This is a genomic window from Saccharibacter floricola DSM 15669 (assembly GCF_000378165.1).
GTDB lineage: Bacteria > Pseudomonadota > Alphaproteobacteria > Acetobacterales > Acetobacteraceae > Saccharibacter > Saccharibacter floricola.
In genome coordinates, this window is record NZ_KB899343.1 from 37,000 (window position 1) to 54,270 (window position 17,271).

General features: G+C 52.7%; 16 protein-coding genes. 14 read left to right on the top strand and 2 right to left on the bottom strand.

The features are described from left to right. Positions 1 to 126: 126 nt before the first annotated feature. On the bottom strand, positions 127 to 1,365 hold the full coding sequence (gene argJ, locus F457_RS0109255) for a bifunctional glutamate N-acetyltransferase/amino-acid acetyltransferase ArgJ (protein ID WP_018980860.1): 1,239 nt from the start codon (positions 1,363 to 1,365) through the stop codon (positions 127 to 129). Positions 1,366 to 1,368: 3 nt separating this feature from the next. Next, positions 1,369 to 2,268, bottom strand: coding sequence for a peptidylprolyl isomerase (locus F457_RS0109260; RefSeq protein WP_018980861.1), 900 nt, complete (start codon positions 2,266 to 2,268; stop codon positions 1,369 to 1,371). A gap of 376 nt (positions 2,269 to 2,644) precedes the next feature. On the opposite strand from F457_RS0109260, the gene secA reads away from it, so the two are divergent. The 14 genes from secA (at position 2,645) to ftsH (ending at position 17,230) form a co-directional block, all read left to right on the top strand. Then, positions 2,645 to 5,335: a preprotein translocase subunit SecA gene (gene secA / locus F457_RS0109265; RefSeq protein WP_018980862.1), complete on the top strand. Its 2,691-nt coding sequence runs from the start codon at positions 2,645 to 2,647 to the stop codon at positions 5,333 to 5,335. A gap of 40 nt (positions 5,336 to 5,375) precedes the next feature. Then, positions 5,376 to 6,125 carry a YebC/PmpR family DNA-binding transcriptional regulator gene (locus F457_RS0109270; protein ID WP_018980863.1) on the top strand — a complete coding sequence of 250 codons (750 nt, stop codon included), beginning with the start codon at positions 5,376 to 5,378 and terminating at the stop codon, positions 6,123 to 6,125. Next, entirely contained in the window at positions 6,122 to 6,628 is a 507-nt protein-coding gene (gene ruvC / locus F457_RS0109275; RefSeq protein ID WP_018980864.1) for a crossover junction endodeoxyribonuclease RuvC, read from the top strand. The genes F457_RS0109270 and ruvC overlap by 4 nt, the downstream gene beginning before the upstream one ends. Further along, positions 6,625 to 7,245 carry a Holliday junction branch migration protein RuvA gene (ruvA, locus tag F457_RS0109280; protein ID WP_018980865.1) on the top strand — a complete coding sequence of 207 codons (621 nt, stop codon included), beginning with the start codon at positions 6,625 to 6,627 and terminating at the stop codon, positions 7,243 to 7,245. The genes ruvC and ruvA overlap by 4 nt, the downstream gene beginning before the upstream one ends. Then, the gene (gene ruvB, locus F457_RS0109285; RefSeq protein ID WP_018980866.1) at positions 7,245 to 8,291 is read left to right on the top strand and encodes a Holliday junction branch migration DNA helicase RuvB; all 1,047 of its coding nucleotides are present in this window, start codon (positions 7,245 to 7,247) and stop codon (positions 8,289 to 8,291) included. Before ruvA ends, ruvB begins: the two co-directional genes overlap by 1 nt. A gap of 7 nt (positions 8,292 to 8,298) precedes the next feature. Next, on the top strand, positions 8,299 to 8,727 hold the full coding sequence (locus F457_RS0109290) for a YbgC/FadM family acyl-CoA thioesterase (RefSeq protein ID WP_018980867.1): 429 nt from the start codon (positions 8,299 to 8,301) through the stop codon (positions 8,725 to 8,727). Between the two features lie 138 nt (positions 8,728 to 8,865). Next, positions 8,866 to 9,597 carry a protein TolQ gene (gene tolQ, locus F457_RS0109295; RefSeq protein ID WP_018980868.1) on the top strand — a complete coding sequence of 244 codons (732 nt, stop codon included), beginning with the start codon at positions 8,866 to 8,868 and terminating at the stop codon, positions 9,595 to 9,597. A 4-nt stretch (positions 9,598 to 9,601) separates the two neighbouring features. Beyond that, on the top strand, positions 9,602 to 10,039 hold the full coding sequence (tolR, locus tag F457_RS0109300) for a protein TolR (protein WP_018980869.1): 438 nt from the start codon (positions 9,602 to 9,604) through the stop codon (positions 10,037 to 10,039). A gap of 13 nt (positions 10,040 to 10,052) precedes the next feature. Beyond that, the gene (locus tag F457_RS0109305; RefSeq protein WP_018980870.1) at positions 10,053 to 11,066 is read left to right on the top strand and encodes a hypothetical protein; all 1,014 of its coding nucleotides are present in this window, start codon (positions 10,053 to 10,055) and stop codon (positions 11,064 to 11,066) included. 20 nt (positions 11,067 to 11,086) lie between these two features. Further along, entirely contained in the window at positions 11,087 to 12,442 is a 1,356-nt protein-coding gene (tolB, locus tag F457_RS0109310; RefSeq protein ID WP_018980871.1) for a Tol-Pal system beta propeller repeat protein TolB, read from the top strand. Between the two features lie 71 nt (positions 12,443 to 12,513). Beyond that, positions 12,514 to 13,002 (top strand): peptidoglycan-associated lipoprotein Pal, encoded by a 489-nt coding sequence (pal, locus tag F457_RS0109315; RefSeq protein WP_018980872.1) that lies wholly within the window; start codon positions 12,514 to 12,516, stop codon positions 13,000 to 13,002. Between the two features lie 98 nt (positions 13,003 to 13,100). Further along, positions 13,101 to 13,991, top strand: a complete 891-nt coding sequence (locus F457_RS12765; protein WP_018980873.1) for a hypothetical protein — start codon at positions 13,101 to 13,103, stop codon at positions 13,989 to 13,991. Further along, positions 13,930 to 15,213, top strand: coding sequence for a tRNA lysidine(34) synthetase TilS (gene tilS, locus F457_RS0109325; protein WP_169584122.1), 1,284 nt, complete (start codon positions 13,930 to 13,932; stop codon positions 15,211 to 15,213). The genes F457_RS12765 and tilS overlap by 62 nt, the downstream gene beginning before the upstream one ends. 142 nt (positions 15,214 to 15,355) lie before the next feature. Then, positions 15,356 to 17,230 (top strand): ATP-dependent zinc metalloprotease FtsH, encoded by a 1,875-nt coding sequence (gene ftsH, locus F457_RS0109330; RefSeq protein WP_018980875.1) that lies wholly within the window; start codon positions 15,356 to 15,358, stop codon positions 17,228 to 17,230. Positions 17,231 to 17,271 lie beyond the last annotated feature (41 nt).

The window sequence follows — 17,271 nt, forward strand, 5'->3', positions numbered from 1 at the left end:
CTTATTTGCTGGGTTTTTCCTCCTGCTAACCGAGGAAAAATAGGATGTTAGTTGTTACTCGTTTGTAAAGAAACGGCAAGGGGGAAAGGCCTTTCCCTCTTGCCGATGAGCTAAATACGTACGGTATCAGCTGCGATAGGAGCCGTTGATGTCAATATAGCCGTGGGTAAGATCGCAGGTCCACACATGGGAGCGACCTTTGCCAATCCCGAGATCTGCTGTGAGCGTGATTTCCTGCTCACGCATATAGCGAGAAAGCGCTTCTTCATCGCACTCTTCTGCGACTGCGCCGTTACGGGCAACCCAATAATCACCAACAGCGATAGAGAGTTTGTCGCGGTCGGCAGGTTCACCACTTTTCCCCACAGCCATGACAATTCGGCCCCAATTCGCATCTTCCCCAGCAATAGCGGTTTTTACCAATGGTGAGTTAGCGATAGAAAACGCGACGTTACGAGCCGACTCGTTGCTTTCTGCACCTTGCACTTCCACCTGGATAAGCTTCGTGGCGCCTTCACCATCACGAATAACGAGCTGAGCAAGCTCTTTCATCAGGTCGTGGAACGCATCGCGGAAGTCATCAAGAGCATTATCATCAGCTTCCGTAATCTCAGCATGGTCGGCTTGTCCCGTTGCAAAGGCCATGACCATGTCAGAGGTTGAGGTGTCCGAATCGACCGTGATTGCATTGAAGCTGGGACCGACGCCCTCTTGAAGAAGGGACTGTAAAACAGGTTGAGGTAATTTTGCATCGGTTGCGATATAGGCCAGCATCGTCGCCATATCAGGCGCGATCATGCCGGAGCCTTTAGCGATACCCTGAATTTTGACGGTCGTCTCACCAATGGAGACTTCACGACAGGCCGCTTTGGGGAAGGTGTCTGTCGTCATAATGGCGGTGAGTGCATCTTCCCACCCATCTTCAGATAAAGCCTCAATGGCTTCTGGTAGGGCTTTTAAGATGCGCTGATAGGGTAGAATTTCACCGACAACGCCAGTTGAGCCGAGGAAAATATCTTCGACGGGGCATTCTAGTTGGTCTGCTAATTCAGTTGCACAAGCCACCACCGCTTCATCGCCAGCGCGGCCTGTAAACACGTTGGCATTGCCAGAGTTTACCAGTAGGGCGCGTGCTTCGGTCGTGTTGGCCAGAGCCTGACGACACCAGGGGATAGGTGCCCCTGGGCAGGTATTCTTCGTAAAAACGCCGGCTGCTGTCGTTCCGGGCGCAAATTCGAACAAAGCGAGGTCTTTGCGCCCCTCATAACGGATATGCGCCGCCACACCGCTGAGGCGCACTCCAGCGACCTGCATCAGGTTTGGTAAAGACCGTGCTAGAGGGGAACGAGGATGTGACGTCGCCATGAGTTAGTGAGCTCCGTGTTGCATAGGGGCCGCCGCATTGGAGATCGGCTTCCCGTTGTTATCGTAATGCGTGACCTTGACCTGCTTTTCAGCAGCTTCAACGACCTTGCGGACTTCTTCACGCACCATATCACGGCGAATGGTAGTCTGCACTTCTTCAAGGGTTGGAACGGGCGCCATACGTGTGCCAAGCACCTGAACGATGTGCCAACCATATTCCGTATGAATGGGTTTTTGTGCGACAGGGCCTGGTTTTAGCGAGAAGGCTGCATTGGAGAAAGCAGGGTTCATGTCACCACGCTTGAACCAGCCAAGATCGCCACCGGCAGCAGCAGACGCCTTGTCTGTTGATGACAGGGATGAAAGCTTTGCGAAATCTTCACCCTTGTCGAGCTTCTTGATCAGATCTTGGGCCTGCGCTTCTGTGCTGACGAGGATATGGCGTGCATGCACTTCCTCTTCAGGTTTTTGGTTGGCGTAGTGAGCCTGATAGTAGCTTTTAACGGATGCATCGGTAATTCTAGGAGCAACTTGCTGCTCAAGATATGCATTTTGAAGCACATTGCCTGCAGCTGAATCCATCGCAGACTTTACTTCTGGCTTGGTGCTCAATCCCTCTTTTTCTGCCAGAATCTGGATCGCTTTTTGGTCAATTAATTGGTTAATGAGTAGAGGAATAAGGACTTTAGGTTGGATCTGACGTGCTTGCTGTGGCAGGGCACTAGCGGCGCGTTGAATGTCAGAGATGGTAATTTTTTGGTTATCAACCGTTGCAATGACTGAATCGGGGCTTGGTGTTTTTGCCACCGGTGCTGCTGGCATTGGAGCTGCGAAGGATGCTGTACCAAACGCCAAGCCGCTCAGAAGAGTAGTGCAGGCGAATAAGGAGCGGGGGAGCCGCATAGAATTACCTCAAACATTTAGATCAATGAGAATTATCTCAGTACCATGACAAAGCCTGACTAGACCTGCAAGGGGTGAGAAGCGCTCGTACGTGAGTATTTTCCTACAATTTTGTCATAAAATTCTGTGAAGAGGGGTTGGAAGCGATAAATAAGGGTTTTAGAGCCTCTACCCTTTGATGTTTAGCCATAATTTTGGCATATTTGATCCCCGTCGCGAGGGAAGAAATATGGGTTTTCCATTGACCCCTTGTGGAGGGATGCTTATTTCCAGCATTTACATGAAAAATCGTGACTACCTGCGGTAGCAATGCCGGGTCCTCGATGATGGGGGTTTTGGATGATGTTACAGTGGGGTCAGCATTTCAGGGTTCATCATGATTGCACGCCTTGCTCGCGCCCTCTTCGGCTTCGCTAATGATCGCTCTCTTAAGCGCTATCAAAAACGCGTACCAGAGATTAACGCTCTTGAGCCTGACGTTAAGGCGCTGAGTGACGGGCAGTTGCGCCAAAAGACGCAAGAATTTCGTCAGCGTATTGCTGATGGTGCAAGCCTTGATAGCCTGCTGCCGGAAGCCTTTGCTGTCTGCCGGGAGGCATCGCGTCGTGTTTTAGGGATGCGCCATTTTGATGTGCAGCTCATTGGCGGCATGGTGCTTCATGACGGGCGTATTTCTGAAATGCGAACCGGTGAGGGGAAAACGCTCGTCGCAACGTTAGCCGTGTATCTCAATGCCTTAGCGGGCAAGGGTGTGCATGTTGTTACCGTTAACGATTATCTGGCGAGCCGTGATGCGGCAGAGATGTCCGTCTTATACGGTTTCTTAGGGTTGAGCACCGGTGTCATTGTCCCCAACCTCTCTGATGATCAGCGCCGGGAAGCATACCAGTCCGATATTACGTACGGCACGAATAACGAATTTGGCTTCGATTATCTGCGCGATAATATGAAATACACGCTGGAGGAAATGGTTCAGCGTCCCTTCAATTTCGCCATTGTTGATGAGGTTGATAGCATCCTCATTGATGAAGCACGCACCCCATTGATTATCTCTGGGCCTGCTGATGATAGTTCAGACCTGTATCGTCATGTTGATGTCGTTATTGCACGTTTGGTGAACGAGCCGGATATGTATGACAAAGACGAGAAGATGCGCACGGTCACCCTGACAGAAGAGGGGTCTGACCGTGTGGAAGAGCTGTTGCGTGAAGCAGGTGTCTTAAAAGAAGGTGGACTGTACGACATCAACAATGTCGCGGTGGTTCATCATGTGCAGCAATCATTGCGTGCCCATACGCTCTTTTCGCGTGATGTGGACTATATGGTGCGCGATGGGAAGCTTATTCTCGTTGATGAATTCACCGGTCGTATGATGGATGGGCGCCGCTATTCCGACGGGCTTCATCAAGCGTTGGAAGCGAAAGAAGGGGTCGAGATCCAGCAAGAGAACCAGACGCTGGCTTCTATCACCTTCCAGAATTATTTCCGCCTCTATCCAAAACTGTCTGGTATGACTGGCACGGCCATGACCGAGGCTGATGAGTTTGCTGAAATTTATAAGCTGGATGTTGTCGAGATCCCCACCAACCTCCCTGTAAGGCGGGTGGATACGGATGATGAGGTCTATCTGACCGCTGCTGAAAAATACAAAGCCGTTGCGGATTTGATTGAACAAGTGCGTGCGACACAGCAGCCTATTTTGGTTGGAACGGCGTCGATTGAGAAAAGTGAGTATCTCTCAAACTTGCTGACACAGCGCCGCATCCCTCACAATGTGCTTAACGCACGCCAGCATGAGCGTGAGGCGAGTATTATTGCCCAAGCGGGGGCGCCGGGAGCGATTACCATTGCGACCAATATGGCTGGCCGTGGGACGGATATTAAGCTTGGTGGTAATGTCGATATGCTTATCGATGAACGTCTTGCTCAATTGCCGGAGGATGATGAGGCAGGGCGCGAGAAGGCGGCTGCTGAAGTGCGTGCTCAAGTCGAACGTGATCACGATATCGTCTATAAGGCTGGCGGTTTGTATGTGATCGGCACAGAACGTCATGAAAGTCGCCGCGTAGATAATCAGCTTCGTGGGCGTGCCGGTCGTCAGGGTGACCCCGGTAATTCACGCTTCTTCCTATCGCTAGAAGATGACCTGATCCGTATTTTTGGCACGAACCGCATGGGCGGGATGATGCAGAAAATGGGGCTTAAGGAAGGGGAGGCCATTGTTCATCCATGGCTTAACCGTGCTCTTGAAAAGGCCCAAAAGAAGGTCGAAGCGCGTAACTTCGACATGCGTAAAAACACGTTGAAATATGATGATGTCATGAATGACCAGCGCCGCGAGGTGTATTCCCAACGTCGGGAATATATGGCGGCAACAGACGTGTCTTCTGTCGTGAATGACCTTCGTCTGAATGTCGTTGATGAAGTGGTTCAGACACACATTCCTGAAAAGTCCTTTGTGGAAGCATGGGATGTGGATGGCTTACAGCGCGAAATGAAGGATAATTTGGCGCTTGATCTGCCTATCGCTCAATGGGCGGAGGAAGATGGTGTGGATGAAGAAACCATCATTGAGCGTATTGATAGCGAAGCGGTCAAAGCTCATGCTGCGAAGGCGGCAACGATGGGGCCGGATATGATGCGGATGGTCGAGAAGCATATCTTGCTGACCTCACTTGATGCGTCATGGAAGGAGCATCTGCACGCTTTGGATCAGATGCGTCAGGGGATTGGTCTGCGCGCTTATGGGCAGCGTGATCCGCTCAACGAATATAAGCATGAAGCATTCCAGATGTTTGGGGCTATGCTGGCGGATATGCGCTTGCGTGTGGTGCAGACTTTATCGCATCTACAAACAACGGCGGAACCACCGCCAGCCTCAGAAGAGCCTGCTGCTGCCCCTCGTGAAGAAGAGCACGTCGTTGAAGCGCCTCAGCAGTCATCACAACAAGAGGGGGTCATTGATGCAGAGACCTTGGCGCGCTGGCGGGCAGAAGTGCCCCGTAATGCGCCATGCCCCTGCGGATCGGTTCACAAATTCAAACATTGTCATGGTAAGCTGCTCTAAGTGTAGCAAGCCGTAAACGAACGAAGGAGAAGGGGAGTCCATGGCAGGACATTCACAATTTAAAAATATTATGCATCGTAAAGGCGCGCAGGATGCGCGTCGTGCTAAGCAATTTGCTAAAGTTATTCGTGAAATTACGGTGGCAACGCGTTCTGGTCTGCCTGACCCAGCCATGAATCCACGGTTACGTGCGGCTATTCTCGCTGCTCGTGAAGTGAACATGCCAAAGGACACGGTTGAGCGCGCGATCCGAAAAGCGTCAGGGGCTGCTGGCGGTGAAGATTATGTGGAAGTGCGTTACGAAGGCTATGGCCCAGCCGGGGTTGCCATCATCATCGAAGGGTTGACCGATAACCGTAACCGCACGGCTGCTGAAGTGCGTTCATCCTTTTCTAAACATGGCGGCTCTCTTGGAGAGACAAACTCTGTCTCCTTTGGTTTCGATCATATTGGTGTGATCAGGTATCCCGCTGAAGCGGCGTCAGAAGATGAGATGCTGGAAGTGGCGATTGAGGCAGGGGCGGATGATGTGCAGATGACCGAGGACGGTCATGAGATTGTGACCTCTATGCAGGATCTCATGAGCGTGCGTGATGCACTGGAAGCGCGTTTCGGTGAGCCACGCTCTGCCAAGCTAGATTGGCGCCCTCAAACGACCGTGTCATTGGATGAGGAAAAAGCACGCTCCGTGCTCAAGCTCATTGATGTTCTGGAAGAGAACGACGACGTTCAGGCTGTTTATGCCAACTTTGACCTCTCTGATGAGGTTGCGCAGGCACTGAGCGCTTGATTCGTCTGTTAGGCCTTGACCCCGGCCTGCGTTTTATGGGCTGGGGTGTCATAGATGTGGACGGCAATCGGTTGCGTCATGTTGCTGATGGCGTGTTGGCGACAGATGCGAAAGACGATGTGCCTCGTCGCCTTTGTGTGCTTCATGACGGGCTGCAAGAGCTGATAACGCGCTACGGCCCTGCTGAAGCGGCTGTGGAAGAGACCTACGTTAATCGCAATGGCTCTTCCACGTTAAAGCTTGGCTATGCGCGTGGTGTCGCATTGCTCGTGCCTGCTTTGGCGGGGGTTGCGGTGCATGAATATGGGGCACGTGCTGTTAAGCGGGCCGTGGTGGGTACAGGTGCTGCGACAAAAGACCAAATTACGATGATGGTGCGCCGGCTTCTGCCAGGGGCAGAGTTGCGTCGTGCTGATGCTGCTGATGCCTTAGCGATGGCTATTTGTCATGCTCATCATCGTGCGAGTGCTCAGCAGATAGCCAGAGGGATCTCAATGGCATGATCGGACAGCTGACAGGCTTAGTTGGGGATATAGAGCCAGATCGTTGCCTCGTTGATGTCAACGGCGTGGGCTATGTGGTGTTTGCCTCAACACGGACGTTAGAACAGCTGCCTCATCCGCCAGAGGTTGCGCGTGTTTTGATTGAAACCATCGTGCGTGAAGATGCGATCCAGCTTTTCGGTTTTGCAGATGCTGAAGAGCGGTCATGGTTTCGTTTGCTGACAACGGTGCAAGGGGTTGGGTCACGCGTGGCGTTGGGGATTTTGTCCGTCAACACACCATCATCGCTTTGGCAGGCTGTGACGGTTGAGGATAAGCTTCCATTCACGCAAGCCAGTGGGGTTGGCCCACGTTTGGCAACGCGACTTCTGACAGAGCTTAAAAGTAAAGTCGCAAAAATGCCTGTTCCTGTTGGCACTGTGGCCTCGGCTACGCAGGGTGTTGGCAAGAAGGGTGGCTCCGCTGTAGCTGGGGTGGAAAGTGATGCCTTGCTGGCTCTCGAAGGGCTGGGCTTTAAGCGAGCTGAAAGTTGGCCCATTGTGAGCCGCCTTCTCGCTGAGAATAAGGGTGCGGCGTTGGATCTTATTTTGCGCCTCGCTCTTAAGGAGCTTGCGTGATGATAGATGAATCGCAAGGCTGGACGGATAAAGCACAGGAAACGGATGCAAGCCGTTATCCCGAAGATGCGGCGGATGTGGGGCTGCGCCCTCAGAGCTTGGCAGATTTTACAGGTCAGAAAGCGAGTCGCGAAAATCTCTCTGTCTTTATTGAAGCGGCTAAAGCGCGATCGGAAGCCTTAGATCATGTCCTGCTGCATGGGCCGCCAGGGCTTGGGAAGACGACATTAGCGCAGATTGTCTCAAAAGAGCTTGGGGTTGGCTTTCGGGCAACATCAGGCCCTGTTATCCAACGCTCTGGAGACTTAGCGGCCATTCTGACCAATCTTCAGCCACGTGATGTGTTGTTTATTGATGAGATACACCGTCTTCAACCAGCGATTGAGGAAGTGCTTTATCCTGCGATGGAAGATTTCCAGCTTGATCTCGTCATTGGTGAAGGGCCCGCTGCGCGCTCTGTGCGGATTGATCTTGCTCCCTTCACGCTTGTGGCTGCAACGACTCGTTCTGGCTTGTTGGCCACGCCCTTGCGGGATCGTTTTGGGATTCCGCTACGGTTAGTCTTTTATACGCCCGATGAGCTGCGTCAGATTGTCACGCGCGGGGCGAAGAAGCTGGGCGTTCATCTGACAGAAGATGGTGCGCAGGAAATTGCGAAACGCTCACGTGGCACGCCGCGTATCGCTGGGCGCCTTTTGCGCCGTGTGCGTGATTTTGCCCTTGTGGCGAAGAAGGAGAAGATTGACCAGCGCTTGGCTGATGCAGCCTTGTCACGACTGGAAGTCGATTCGCACGGTTTAGATGCCATGGATCGTCGCTATCTTCGTCGCATTGCAGACCACCATCGCGGGGGGCCTGTCGGGGTGGAGACATTGGCCGCCGCTTTAGCGGAGGCACGTGATACACTCGAAGATGTCATTGAGCCTTATCTGATCCAAGAAGGGCTGATTTTACGGACATCACGAGGCCGTATGCTGGGAGACCCGGGCTGGCGTTATTTAGGGCTAACCCCTCCCTCGCATACGCAGTCTCCAACATTATTTTAGGGGCATTATGGCGGCACATACATCGCAGTTTCGTGTGTATTATGAAGATACGGATGCGGGTGGGATTGTCTATCATGCGCGGTATCTTGGTTTTGCTGAACGCGGACGGGCAGAGGCTTTGCGGTCTTTAGGGATGGAAGTCGGTGCGCTCGCTCAACAAGAAGGGATTGGCTTTGTCGTGCGTCGTTTAGAAGCGCATTATCATGCCCCTTTGCGCCTTGATGACGTACTCTCTGTCGAGACGGTCTTGTTGAAAAATACAGGTGTGCGGCTGGTGTTAGCGCAGAAGATTTACAACCTCTCGCGCGATCATCAGCATGCTGTGTCTTTGACTGTGGAACTCGGTTGTCTGGATATAGAACGGATGAGCCCTGTCCGTATTCCGCCACATTATTGTGATTGTCTTTCCGCATTGCAGGAAAACGTCTCTCCCTGACTAAACCGTTAGAAAAAACAGGCTTTCGTCATTGGCTCTAGGATGTCATGAAGGAGGGTAAGAAACGCGACACTCTATGACGTCGTTGAGTGATGCTTGCAAAGAAACAAAGCTGTAACGGAAGCAGGAGAGAGCAGAGTGGATCAAGGTGTGACATCAAGTGCTCTGGGCGCTGTTGGTGCAACGGGATTATCGCCGGTGCATCTGTTTTTGCACGCATCCTTTGTTGTGCAACTCGTCATGATAGGTTTGGTTCTGTGCAGCGTGCTGGTTTGGGCCATTATTATCGAAAAAATTCTGCTGCTGCATCGCATCAAAAAAGAAGCGAATGCGTTTGAGGATCGTTTTTGGTCAGGGGGTTCACTTGATGAGCTGTATGATCGCGAAGGGGCGCGTCCTGTCCATCCATTAGCGGCCGTTTTTGGGGCTGCTATGGGGGAATGGCGCCGTTCATCCCGTATTACAGGGATTGATATCCTCCGAGGTGGCACGCAAGAGCGTATTGATCGGGCTATTGGGATTACGATCGGCCGTGAGAGTGACCGTTTAAGTCGTTTTGTGGTGCTGTTGGCGACGATTGGGCCAGTCGCTCCTTTTGTAGGATTGTTTGGTACAGTGTGGGGCATTATGCATGCCTTCGCGTCTATCGCGGCGATGCATAATACAAATCTTTCGGTTGTTGCACCGGGTATTTCTGAAGCTCTCTTTGCGACGGCGATTGGTTTGATCACGGCTATTCCTGCTTATATTGCCTATAACTTGATTAGCCGTGCGTTGGATAATTTCTCTGACCGCATGGAAGCTTTCGGGACAGAGTTTGCTGCAATTTTGTCTCGTCAATCTGAAGAGCGACATACCGAGAAAGGCTGAGATCATGGCCATTTCTTCAGGAAGAAGAGGCTTGAGGCGGACAGCTCGCCACCGCCCAGCATCTGATATTAATGTGACGCCGCTGGTGGATGTCATGTTGGTGCTGCTCATCATCTTTATGGTGACAGCTCCGATGATGAGCAGCGGTGTGAATGTTGATTTGCCTAAAACAACGGCATCGCCGGTCAATAGCGATAATCGCCCGATTACCGTATCACTTAAAAGCGATGGTGGGCTGTATCTGGGTGATGATGCTGTCAGCCGTGATGCGTTGCTGGACCGTTTGCGTCAGTTAGCTGGTAATGAAACCGGACGGCGTGTGTTTGTCCGTGCTGATTCCAAAATTGATTATGGGCAGGTCATGCAGCTGATGGGGCAAATTACGGCAGGTGGCTTTAATCATGTCGCGCTTTTAGCCCAACAACCCCAGAGCAGTCCGTAAGGAGGTCTCCCTCGTGGCGTCTTCTCCTCTGTTAGCAGAGACACCTTCGGTTCGGCTTCCTCGTGACGAGGGCAGTGCGGTCTGGGGCTGTGTCATCCTTTCCTCTCTTATTCACGGGGGGGGGCTTTTTCTGCTTCTTTGGCACTGGAACTCTCCTCCATTGCCTGAGCCAAAGCCAGAACAGCCGGTTGAGATGGTGTATGAAGCAACACCGTCTTCCAGCGTGTCGGCACGTGCCTCTCAAAAGGCACAGGTGCCGGCCCCTCCAGCGCCGACGGAGGTCAAAGCGCCTCCAACGCCTGAGCCACCAAAGCCTGCCCCACCTGAACCAACACCTCCGGTTCCTCCTCCTCCGCCAGAGGCGCAGGCATCGCCTGAGCCAACACCTAAACAGGCTTTAACACCGGTTCAGCAAAAAGCGCCGCCGAGTGAAAAAGGTGAGGTAAGCGAAAAGCCAAAGCCAGCTCATAAGACGCAGGCAAAACCTGCGCAAATTAAGGCAGCGGAGCATCAGGTTGAAAAACCGCCTGCTAAACCACAGCCATCGCAAACGCACCAAGCCCACGAGGCGCCGAAACATCAAGCTGATAGTCACTCGCTCCTGGCGACATTGGAGAGCTTCCGTACCGAGCAGAAGCAGGACCATCCACCGCGTGCGCAGGCCAATCCTCAACAGGGTGGGTCGCGTTTGGGAGGTGGTCGTCCTGATGGGGATACGCGTGCATTAACCAGTGGTGAGCAAAACGCTATTGGAAGCTCCGTGCAGCGTTGTTATCAAGAAGATACAGCGGCGCGGAATTATGCGCATTTTGAGGCGCATCTTATTGTGACTGTTGATGGAGCGGGTGAGGCGCACCTCGTTTCCTTTGCGCCAGAGACGGCCACGCGGATGGCGGCAGATCCGTCTTATCGCGTTCAGGCAGAACGGGCTCGTGCGGCTGTCTTGAGCCCCGTCTGTGCACGTTTGCCTATTCCGTCCCGTATGTTGGGGCAAAGGCGGCAATTTCGTTTTGTCTTCAAGCCCTGATTTTCAAGAGGTATCTGCACATGTCCTTTTTTTCTAACAAGGAAGCTGAAGCGCTTAAGGCACATTTTTCACGGCGTTCTCTATTGGGTGGTTTAGCGGCGGGCGGCGTTATCGCTTCCCCATTGCGCGCTTTAGCCCAAGGAAACAGTGCTTCGAGCCCTGAGATTACGGTCGCTAATGCGCATCAAGCACCGATCCCCATCATTGTGCCTGACTTCGGGCCGGGCGTGGGGCAGCGTATTGCGAGCGTGATTGCTGCAGACTTGGGCAATACAGGTCTGTTTCAGATCTTACCGGGCGAGGTGCCCCCCAATGTTCAGCCTGACTTTAGAGCCTTAAAAGCGCGTGGCGCGCGGGCTGCGGTAGCTGGTACCGTGGTTGAAAGCGGGCAGCTTCGTGTTGAAATGCGCCTTTGGGACGTACTGGTTGGGCAGCAAATCCAAGGGACGGCCTACACGGCTCCAGTCGCGGATTGGCGCCGTATTGCCCATATCATCGCTGATGTTATTTATCAGCGCTTGATGGGTGAAGAAGGCTATTTTGATACACGGATCGCCTACGTCGCGCGTACGGGGCCACGGCGGCGCCAGACCACCCGTCTTGCTATTATGGACCAAGACGGGATGAATCCTCATATGTTGACTGATGGGCGCTGGCTGACGTTGGAGCCGCGCTTTAGCCCTGTGAGTGAGGAAATTGCGTTCCTCTCTTACGCGCAAGACCGCCCTCGTGTGTATACATACGATATTAACTCTGGCCGTCAGCGCATGTTAGGGGCGTTTGAAGGGATTTCGTTTGCCCCACGTTTTGCGCCTCATGGCAAGGCAATTATTTTGTCAGCGACGACCTCCGATGGTGGAGCGGATCTGTATCAGGTTGATTTGGCCAGTCAGCAGCGGCGTCGGTTGACGAGCTCCCCGGGGGTGATTGATACAAGCCCGTGTTATAGTCCAGATGGTCAGCAAATTGTCTTTAACTCTGACCGTGGCGGTAGCCCGCAGCTCTACGTTATGAGTGCTTCAGGTGACGGTGCCCGTCGTATTTCCTATGGGGCGGGGCGCTATGGATCGCCGGTTTGGTCTCCCCGTGGCGATGTGATTGCGTTTACGCGTATTCATCAAGGACGCTTCTCCCTGGGGGTGATGAATCCTGATGGCACCGGGGAGCGTATTCTCACAGAAGGCTTTACGGTGGAGAGTCCAAGCTTTGCACCAAATGGTCGTGCGTTGACCTTTTGTCGGCAGAGTGAAGCAGGCGCTGGAGGTGCTGGCTTTACATCAACGATTGGGGTTATTGATGTTGCTGGGTTTAATGAACATATCTTACCTACGGCGACGGGTGCTTCTGACCCAGCATGGTCACCAAAACGGCGTTGATTTCGTTCTTGTGTTTTAGGGAAATAAAGCGCAGGTTTTTCTAGTATTTTATAAATACCGTAGAGGTTGAGATGAAAAGTTTTAAGACATGTGCGGCATTGGGTATTGCTTTAGCTTTGACAGCATGCAGTGGCGATCATGATAAGCATGACGTTGGCGGGACAGGCCAGGATGTGGCCCCTCAGGTCAATGCCGGCCCTGTTCCAGGTAGTGAAGCAGACCTCGTTGCGAGCGCTGGGGACCGTGTGTACTTTGCTCTGAATCAGAATCAGATTAGCGGTGAAGCACGCGTGACACTGGATAAGCAGGCTGCTTGGCTGGCCCGTTATCCACAAGTTAATGTGTTGATCGCTGGTAACTGCGATGATCGTGGGACGGAGGAATATAACATTGCTCTGGGTCAGCGTCGTGCCAATGCCGCTCGTGAATATCTTGAGTCGAAAGGTGTGAACGCACAGCGCATCTCAACTATTTCTTATGGTAAGGATCGCCCTGCTGTCGACGGTGATAGCCAGGATGCATGGGCCCAGAATCGTAACGCGATTACATCCGTACGCTGAGTTCATGAGTTCTGATACTCATCTGTTCTGTAAAGGTTGATTGGTCGGGTTGAGCAGCTTATTGCTTAACCCGACTTTTTTATGTGAGGGAAATGTTCATGTCCCGTTTAGCTGCGTCTTCTATGCTGCGTTTGGCGGTGCTCTCGGTAGTGCTTGGTGGGTCAATGGCTGGGCCTGTGGCTTCTGCCGATGATGAAGGGCTGTCGCGTGAAGCGATTATGCGCCAGCACCAGCATCTTGCCCAACAAAATGGCGGGGGAGACGAGCCGGCGAGTGAGAACGTAGATGGGGAAAGCTTGGCACCACCTCTTGCGGCTTCAGACGAAGGCAATGGCTCTTCCCAAGGGAAGGTGACGAAAAAAGCGGGCGGTGACCTTGTGACGCGTTTATTGGAGCGTGTCAGTGCTTTAGAGGGGCAAGTGCGAACCTTACGTGGTGATGTTGACCAGCTTACGAATCAAGTTCATCAGGATGAGGCTAATACGAGCAAGCAGCTCAGTGATATGCAGTTTGCTCAACAAGGGGCGGCTCCACGTCATGCCGCTGCTGTTGCAGCTCCAGCAGTTGTAAATGAGGAGCATAAATCAGCGAACAGTTCCGTTTCTACGGCTAAGCAAAATCTTCATGATGGTGCTCTTGCGATCAAAGCCCATCATTATGATGAGGCGGAGCGGCTTGCACGGGAGGCGTTGAAAACGGCCCATAGTAGCTGGGGTAAAACTGAAGCTCAGTTTTTGTTAGCGCAGTCTCTCGCAGGTAAAAAAGCCTATCAAAAAGCAGCACTCGCTTATTATGATACGTACAGCAAAGACCCTCAGTCTAAACGTGCTCCTGAAGCCTTGTTAGGTGTGTCAGGTGCGATGCTTGCGCTGAAGGATAAGAACTCAGCGTGCGAAGCATTGCAACGTCTGAAACATGAGTTCCCTAATGCACCAGAGCGCGTTAAAGCGTCTGAAAAAGTCTTCCGCGCACGTGCAGCCTGTCAGTGAGAATGAATTTTTAGCGCTCATTGAGCCGCTGGGGCCATTTCCGCCTGACTGTCCAGAAACGCCCGTTATGCTGGCTGTGTCAGGAGGAGCGGACTCGATGGCGTTGGCTGTTATGGCACGTCGTTGGCGCCGTTATGTGGTAGCCCTTGTGGTGGATCATGGTTTGCGGGCGGAATCTCCAGCTGAAGCGCAACAAACCTGCGCCCGATTGGCGGCATTAGATGTGCCATCACAGCTCGTTACGTTGAGAACACTTGCTTCTGGAAGTACGCAAGAACAAGCGCGAATAGCGCGCTTTCAATGTCTGGAACGCGCTTGTGTTCAGGCAGGTGGACATGTTCTGCTTGTTGCTCATCACGCAGCGGATCAAGAAGAAACGGTGATGATGCGTCAGGAGCGTGCGAGTGGATTTGGTGGGCTGTGTGGTATGGCACCACGAGCTGTACGAGAGCGGATCGCTGTCGTGCGGCCTCTGCTGAGAGTAAGGCCAGAACGTTTGCGAGCAACCTTGCGAACGGCCGGCGTCAATTGGTGCGAAGACCCGTCTAATCAAAAACGTCATTATCGTCGTGTGCAAATACGTCAAGATATGACGCCGTCTCAGCGGGAAGAGATGACAGCGTTGAACGGTCAGGCGCTTGCTCGCCAAAAGAAACGCGACCAGCAGGTGGCTCAGTGGCTAGCAGAACAGATAGTCTGGCATCCTGAAGGCTGGGTGAGCCTTAACCGCTCTGCTTGGGAGATGATGAATAAGGATGGTATGTTAGATGGCCTTGCGCGATTGATAAAACTGATCGGTGGACGGCTTTATGAGGCCAATAGAGAGGCCGTTCAGCGTTTATGGCAACAGGGTTGTGGAACGCTTGGTGGTGTGTGTGTCACATGGCGTGAGGCGCATCAGGACATTGTTCTGTTGCGTGAGCAACGCGGGGTCGCTGCGGGTGTAGCGGCTCAGACGGGCCAGCGATGGGATGGCCGGTGGCGGTATCTGGGCCCTGATCAAACCTCTTGCCAGATTGCGGCTTTAGGGCAAGCAACATGTTTTTTACGACAGGGGCGAGAAGTGCCGTCTGCTGTGTTACAAACTGTTCCAGCCTTGTGGTGTGAGGAAGAGGTGGTTGCTGTCCCTGAAGAAGCACGTGGGCTCGATGGTCGTATACCACGCTGTTCTTTTGTGTGGGAGAGCGGTGTTCCGGTGACGGGAGAGCGTTCTTTTGGTTAAAACAGGCCTTCATAGGGCGATAAAAGCGCTTTTCTCTGATTAAAGGGGTAGGATCATTGCAGGAAATGCCTATCTTTAGAGAGATGAGTTGTAAGAGAACGGATTGCCGGACATCCGGCTTTCGTGAAATCATGAGAGTAAGATGAACAACATCGGTCGTAATGCCGCGATCTGGGTGGTTATCGTTATGGCCGTCATCGTCGTGCTGACAGCGTTTCAGCCTGGTGGCAGCCATAAAGCGGTCCAACAGATTGCCTATTCTGATTTTGTCCACGATGTGGACCAGCATGACGTGCGTTCTGTGGCGATCCGTGACCAGAACATCTCAGGTGTCCTGACAAACGGAACGTCTTTTGAGACATACGCTCCGCCAGATCCTTCTTTAGTGCCACGTTTGACGTCGGCAGGGATTGAGGTGAAGGCGCAGCCTCCACAGAGTGATGAGAGTCCTTTCCTCCGCTATGTCGCTGCTTATCTGCCTATTCTGTTGATTCTTGGGATTGGCTTCATGATCTTCCGCCAGATGCAAAATGGCGGTGCGGGTGGTCGTGGTGCGATGGGCTTCGGAAAGTCGCGCGCCAAGATGATGACCGAGCAAAAAGGTCGTGTGACATTTGATGATGTCGCTGGGGTTGAGGAAGCGAAAGAAGAGCTTGTGGAGATTGTGGATTTTCTGAAAAATCCTCAAAAATTCACAAAGCTTGGCGGGAGAATTCCCAAAGGGGTGCTGCTGACAGGCCCTCCTGGGACGGGGAAGACCTTGCTCGCACGTTCTGTTGCGGGTGAAGCGAATGTTCCCTTCTTTAGTGTTTCTGGCTCAGACTTCGTTGAAATGTTCGTGGGTGTCGGGGCATCGCGTGTCCGTGACATGTTCGAGCAAGGTAAGAAGTCTGCTCCATGCATTATCTTCATTGATGAGATTGATGCTGTTGGGCGGAGCCGTGGCTCAGGAATTGGCGGCGGCAATGATGAGCGCGAACAAACGCTTAATCAGATGCTGGTCGAAATGGATGGGTTTGAGAGTAATGAGGGCGTGATCCTGATTGCTGCGACGAACCGTCCTGATGTTCTTGATCCTGCCTTACTGCGTCCCGGTCGTTTTGACCGCCAGGTGGTGGTCTCTAACCCCGATGTGGATGGGCGTGAGAAGATTCTTCAGGTTCATATGAAGAAAGTGCCGCTTTCATCTGATGTGGATCCACGCATTATTGCGCGTGGAACGCCGGGCTTCTCTGGTGCTGAATTAGCCAATCTGGTGAATGAGGCCGCCTTGTTCGCTGCGCGTCAAAATGCGCGCTCTGTCACGATGGATCATTTTGAAGAGGCACGCGATAAAGTGCTGATGGGGGCAGAACGCCGCTCCATGGTCATGACAGAAGAAGAGAAGCGATCCACGGCTTATCATGAAGCGGGGCATGCTTTGGCAGGCTATCATACGCCAGGGAGTGTTCCTATTCATAAGGTGACGATCTTGCCGCGTGGCCCGGCTTTGGGTGTGACGTTCTTCCTGCCGGAGAAGGATGACATTTCTTATAAGCGTCAACGTTGCATGGCTGACCTTGTTGTGAGTGTTGGTGGGCGTATTGCTGAAGATGTCATTTACGGGCATGACCAAGTGAGTGCTGGGGCTGCGGGGGATATTCAATCTCTGACAAAGCTTGCGCGCAATATGGTGATGCGCTTCGGGATGAGTGATCGCATTGGTATGATTGATTGTGCTGACTTGCGGATGGTCTCTCCTGAGACACATCATCAGATTGATGAAGAAGTGCGTCGCTTGTCCGATACTGCTTATGAGCAGTGCCGTCAGCTGATCTTGTCGCATCTGGATGAGTTACACCGTATTACCGATGCCTTGATGGAATATGAGACCATTACGGGAGAAGAAGTCGGGAAAATCATCCGTGGTGAGCCATTAAACCGCGACGAAGAGACGCACTCTTATAATGGCCGTCGTCCTTCTGTACCTTCAAGTGGGGCTCCTGCAGGGGGTCTACCGGTGCCACAACCCGGCTGATAGGCGTTTTTAAAAAGACGTTTAACGAGGCAGGCGTATGA

Coding starts and splice junctions, on each gene's coding strand:
- ruvA (WP_018980865.1), top strand. CDS start 6,625: ATGATCGGACAGCTGACAGGCTTAGTTGGGGATATAGAGCCAGATCGT.
- tolB (WP_018980871.1), top strand. CDS start 11,087: ATGTCCTTTTTTTCTAACAAGGAAGCTGAAGCGCTTAAGGCACATTTT.
- tilS (WP_169584122.1), top strand. CDS start 13,930: ATGCACCAGAGCGCGTTAAAGCGTCTGAAAAAGTCTTCCGCGCACGTG.
- argJ (WP_018980860.1), bottom strand. CDS start 1,365: ATGGCGACGTCACATCCTCGTTCCCCTCTAGCACGGTCTTTACCAAAC.
- pal (WP_018980872.1), top strand. CDS start 12,514: ATGAAAAGTTTTAAGACATGTGCGGCATTGGGTATTGCTTTAGCTTTG.
- F457_RS0109270 (WP_018980863.1), top strand. CDS start 5,376: ATGGCAGGACATTCACAATTTAAAAATATTATGCATCGTAAAGGCGCG.
- ftsH (WP_018980875.1), top strand. CDS start 15,356: ATGAACAACATCGGTCGTAATGCCGCGATCTGGGTGGTTATCGTTATG.
- F457_RS0109290 (WP_018980867.1), top strand. CDS start 8,299: ATGGCGGCACATACATCGCAGTTTCGTGTGTATTATGAAGATACGGAT.
- tolR (WP_018980869.1), top strand. CDS start 9,602: ATGGCCATTTCTTCAGGAAGAAGAGGCTTGAGGCGGACAGCTCGCCAC.
- F457_RS0109260 (WP_018980861.1), bottom strand. CDS start 2,268: ATGCGGCTCCCCCGCTCCTTATTCGCCTGCACTACTCTTCTGAGCGGC.
- secA (WP_018980862.1), top strand. CDS start 2,645: ATGATTGCACGCCTTGCTCGCGCCCTCTTCGGCTTCGCTAATGATCGC.
- ruvB (WP_018980866.1), top strand. CDS start 7,245: ATGATAGATGAATCGCAAGGCTGGACGGATAAAGCACAGGAAACGGAT.
- F457_RS12765 (WP_018980873.1), top strand. CDS start 13,101: ATGTCCCGTTTAGCTGCGTCTTCTATGCTGCGTTTGGCGGTGCTCTCG.